Source organism: Suttonella ornithocola (assembly GCF_001889065.1).
Lineage (GTDB): Bacteria > Pseudomonadota > Gammaproteobacteria > Cardiobacteriales > Cardiobacteriaceae > Suttonella_A > Suttonella_A ornithocola.
The window spans coordinates 1-4,736 of the sequence record NZ_LWHB01000183.1; the positions used below are offsets into that span (position 1 = coordinate 1).

At 38.1% G+C, this 4,736-nt stretch carries 4 protein-coding genes and 1 pseudogene; 1 reads left to right on the top strand and 4 read right to left on the bottom strand.

Annotation, left to right across the window (positions count from 1 at the left end; translation table 11 throughout):
• The 3 genes from A5N85_RS12265 to aat form a co-directional block, all read right to left on the bottom strand.
• Positions 1–1,196, bottom strand: a 1,196-nt coding sequence (locus A5N85_RS12265; RefSeq protein ID WP_143143286.1) for an ATP-dependent DNA helicase, incomplete at its 3' end; no start/stop codon positions are given.
• Positions 1,193–2,407: an MFS transporter gene (locus A5N85_RS12270; protein WP_072577472.1), complete on the bottom strand. Its 1,215-nt coding sequence runs from the start codon at positions 2,405–2,407 to the stop codon at positions 1,193–1,195. The genes A5N85_RS12270 and A5N85_RS12265, both read right to left, overlap by 4 nt.
• 87 nt (positions 2,408–2,494) lie before the next feature.
• On the bottom strand, positions 2,495–3,145 hold the full coding sequence (aat, locus tag A5N85_RS12275; RefSeq protein WP_245936012.1) for a leucyl/phenylalanyl-tRNA--protein transferase: 651 nt from the start codon (positions 3,143–3,145) through the stop codon (positions 2,495–2,497).
• Between the two features lie 303 nt (positions 3,146–3,448).
• On the opposite strand from aat, the pseudogene A5N85_RS12280 reads away from it, so the two are divergent.
• A pseudogene (locus tag A5N85_RS12280) lies at positions 3,449–4,526 on the top strand (IS256 family transposase).
• A 5-nt stretch (positions 4,527–4,531) separates the two neighbouring features.
• Here A5N85_RS12280 and A5N85_RS12285 read toward each other — a convergent pair.
• On the bottom strand, positions 4,532–4,736 hold a 205-nt coding region (locus tag A5N85_RS12285), incomplete at its 5' end, for a transposase (RefSeq protein WP_249023977.1).

Genomic DNA, 4,736 nt, shown 5'->3' on the forward strand with positions numbered 1-4,736 from the left:
GYTTTTGTTCCAAAAGCTTTATGTTTACTAGCACAAAGAATACGATAGTCATCGAAGTATGAAAAAAGTTTATCGGGTTTTTCTGAAATTGTTTGAGATTTTAGTGCATCAAAGTAATTTTGATAGGGCTGTGCTAGTTTTGTATAGAAATCTCTATCAGGAATTTGATAGCTAATATCATCGTGTTGTTTAAATAATTGTTCTAGAGTGTCAATGTTATTAGATTCTGGTGCTAGAATTTTTTCAGCTAATTGACCAATCCCAGAATGATTTGCAAAGCGTTGTGATTGTTTTAGTGAGCAGATAGCAGACTGCATGATTGGATGTTGGCTAATATCATGTAAAACAGCTCCCGGTTCAACGGCTGCAAGCTGGTCTGCATCACCTAATAAAATAAGTTTACTTTTGGAGGAAACTGCTTCAAAAAGTTGTCTAGCTAAAGTTAAGGATAACATAGAAGCTTCATCAATAATAATTAGGTCATAAGGGAGAGGATTTTGTTGATGATATTTAGATATTTGATTGAAACCAAGACCTAATAAACGATGTAACGTTTGTGCTTCTTCAATTTGCGCTTCTGCAAGCTGACTTTCTTTTAAGGATTTTTTTAGTGCATGATGAAGGGATTCATCCATACGTTTAGCTGCTTTTCCTGTAGGTGCAGCAAGTGCAATATGAATATGAGGAGTTGTTTGAATAAGGGCAGCAACTAATTGAGCAATGGTGTAGGTTTTACCGGTACCAGGTCCGCCAGTAATCAAGGTAAAAGCATGAGTAGCGGCGTGTTTAATCGCTTGAATTTGTTCTGGTCGAGCATGGATCGTTTCTGCGGAATTTTTTTTAAAATAAGTAGAAAGTTCTGTAGAGAGAGGCTGAATAGGTATATGGATTCGCTTAAAGATAGCATTGGCTAATGTATATTCTTCTATCCATGTTTTATGAAGCCAAAGTCTTTTATTATCAGTCACTACTGGGGCAATTTGCCCTGCTTGTGCTTGGCTGTCAGTAATAATCAAAGAGGACGATTCTCGTAAAGGCTGTTTCAGTTCGGCGACAGTATTACCAGCTGTTAACGCTGCTTCGATTGCGCTGAAAGCTTGTAAAAAAGTGATATCTTCTGAATTTTTAGCAAACCGTTGGCAAAGATATTTTGCCAACGGGGAATATTCAATAATATTTGTAAGCGGTGTGGTCATGAAGGATTGGTTTCAGGTAAGCACCATAGAGCCAATAAGTATAGCGATGAAATAGCAAAGTAGAAAATCATCGACGCATCCCAACCCCAATTATCTAAAACAATTGACCATAAGATGTTAAAAATAGTATAGAAAAAATAACCAAGTGCCCAAATCATTCCAAACATAATAGTTGCGCGCTGAGGTGTCATACTGGGAAGCTCATGCGGCATATTAAGATAAATGGAATATTGACCAAACATAAAGAAGCCAGATAAAAACATAAACGTATAAGCTGCTAGCGCGCTATATTTAGCGCTAATAAAGGCAAAAATCATCATCACAATCATCAAGCTACCAAATAATGCACATATTGGTCTTCTAGGTAATGCACGGCTACCAACAATAATACTTAATACTGTCCCAATGATACCGCCACCAGCAACCGATAATGTTATCCATCCTTTGTTTAAAAAAGGTAAATATTTAGGTAAAACGGCAGGATAAGTGGTTAAAGACATGACGTATAAAAATAAGAAACCACTAAAGCCTAAAGCAAATATCCAGTTAAATGAATCTTTCATGGCACGTGAATATCCATAATATTCTGTAGCAGTGCCGTCTGTAGGAGAAGTGGTATCAAAATCTTTTGCAACTAATAACCAAGCTAAAAAAGTAATAATAGATAAACCAGACAAAATACTCATGGTAATTTGCCAATCATGGTTCATGGTTTCTGACCAAAAAGCGAATAGTACAGCGACAATAAAGGCACCAACGTTATAGCTCATCGTAATCATTGCACTAAAAGTGACTTTTTGTTCTCTAGACACAAAGCGGCTGACGACTGGATTCATATAAATCATGACCATAGAAGCACCTAATGCCATAATCATTCTAGATGCGGTATATAACCAATAATTTGGCATCCAAACAGCAACTAATGCAAACATTAGTAGGAATACACCAACAGCCGCCGCTTTTTTTACACCTAATCGAATTAGAACAATAGCCGCTAGAAAATTTGCAAAAATACGGGCAATCGTAATAGTGTAGTTTACGACCTGTGAAACAATAGATGAAACAGGTTCGCCATGAAAAAAGTAATTAATAATTTCTGGTCCAAGTGCTGAACCCGCTACCCAATTCGCCGCAAAAATAATATAGGCGATAAGCAATACAAAAAACATCATTAATCCCTGTTTTACAGAAAGTGCAGTAGAAGTCGTCATAATTATCCTTGTTATGAAAATCGCGCAAGATAGTAGCACTCATTACAAAAAATAACAATTTGTTATTTTATCGAAAAAATAAAAACTCTAACACCAATGCCCACGTAACCGATCTGGATTGCCAGTGAGAAACATCAAATAGTCATCGCGTGAAATGTTGATAGCACCCATTGAAATAAGATGTTCTGTTAAAAATTGGGTATCAATAAGCTTTATGTTTTGTTTGATGAGATAAGCACAAAGTTCAATCAAAACAATTTTACTAGCATTCGCTTGTCTGCTAAACATCGATTCACCACAGAAAACTTTGTTTAAACAAATTCCATAAAGCCCGCCAATCAAATGGCCGTTTAGCCATAGTTCACAGCTATGTGCTCTACCTTGTAAATGAAGAAGTATATATGCAGAGCGCATTTCATCCGTAATCCAAGTCTCTCCATGCTCGGTTGCGCAAGCTGCTATTACTTCTGAAAAAAACGTATCAAAAGTAATTTTATAAGGCAGCTTTCGCATAGTTTTTTTCAAGCTTTTACTACAATGCACTTGATGTGTAAATAGCACACCTCTTGGATTGGGCGACCACCAGCGAATAGGTTCATCTTGTGCATACCAAGGAAAAATACCTTTTTGGTATGCGTAGAAGACTTGTTCGGGATGTAAAGAACCGCCACGAGCAAGTTCCCCCTCAAAATTAGCTTGTTCAACAGGAGGAAAAGGTTCAATAATAAATTCATTCAATGAAGGATAACTCCAATGAGAGGTATTCATTTTCTAATAATAATACATAGAATGAGACCTTTGCAAAAAAGTTAAAATCCTTAATATTTCCAATATAGTCAGAGGTTAATAAAAGAGCTACGAAAATTAAATCGCTATTCCAGTAAAGTATATATCTGGATGAGTTCCGTTCAGATTGTGTACAAATCGACAAGCCATAGACAGCGCATATTAGTACGGAAAGACGCTCCAATTCTGTATGCGAGGGTAGCGTTCAAAATTCTGTGTCATTCCTCTAAACTACCCAAAAAAAGGAATGACAGTATGCAAAACTTTGACTTTAACGAAGCTTTAAAAGCTATCCAAGCAGGCAAACCCATCACAGGTAGTGAGGGAGTGCTTGCCCCACTAATCAAACAGCTTACCGAAGCCGCCCTATCAGCTGAAATAGACAGCTATCTTGAACAACATCCAAATAGTAACCGTCGCAACGGTTACAGCAAAAAGACCGTTAAATCCACCGTCGGTAGCTTTGAGCTAGAAACCCCCAGAGACCGTAATGGCGAATTTGAGCCTGTGTTGGTCAAAAAACACCAAACCAAACTCACCCCAGAAATTGACAACCGTATTCTCTCGCTCTTCTCACATGGCATGAGCTATAAGACAATCAAAGACCACATCGCTGAGATTTACTCATTGGACGTCTCTGAAGCCACCATTAGCAGTATTACTGATCAACTCATACCACAGCTTAAAGCATGGCAATCTCGAACACCTGATAGTGTTTATCTCTTTGTTTGGCTAAATGCCATTCCCTACAAAGTCAAAGAAGAAGGAGGTTATGTCAATAAAGCAGTTTACACGCTACTGGCTTTAAACACCGAAGGCAAAAAAGAACTCATTGGCTTATACTGCTCTCAAGCCGAAGGGGCAAACGATTGGCTCTCTGTGCTGACGGACTTACATAACCGTAGCGTGGAAGATATTCTCATGGCTTGTGTGGATGGCTTAAAAGGTTTTCCTGAAGCGATACAGGCTATCTTCCCCAATACTGAGGTGCAACTGTGTGTGCTTCAGCAAATCCGTGAGTTTGCGTTATGTGGCTAGTCGTGAGCAAAAAGCTTTCATGCAGGATTTAAAGCCTGTATATAAAGCGGTCAATAAAGAATCAGCTGAATTGGGGCTTGATAGGTTAGAAAACCTTTGGGGTAATAAATATCCTGCGGTGATTAAATCTTGGCGGGATAAGTGGCATTTGCTAAGTCACTATTTTAAATATCCTGAGGCGATAAGAAAGCCTATTTATACCACCAATGCAGTGGAGACAGTCCATCGTCAATTCCGCAAGTTAACTAAAACTAAAGGAGCGTTTCCTAATGAAACCAGTTTGCTTAAACTATAGTGCAATCATCTAAAACCCAACCCAATCCAAAGCAGATAAAAGCATAAAGTATCAATACAATCCATCCGCCATTCTTTGCGTATTTGCTTAATCCAAGCCCACATCTTTTCAATAGGATTTAAGTCTGGACTATAAGGGGGTAACCAAAGTATCTCATGCCCATGCTCTTCAATGATTGCTTGAATATCACTGCGTTTATGAAAAGCTGGC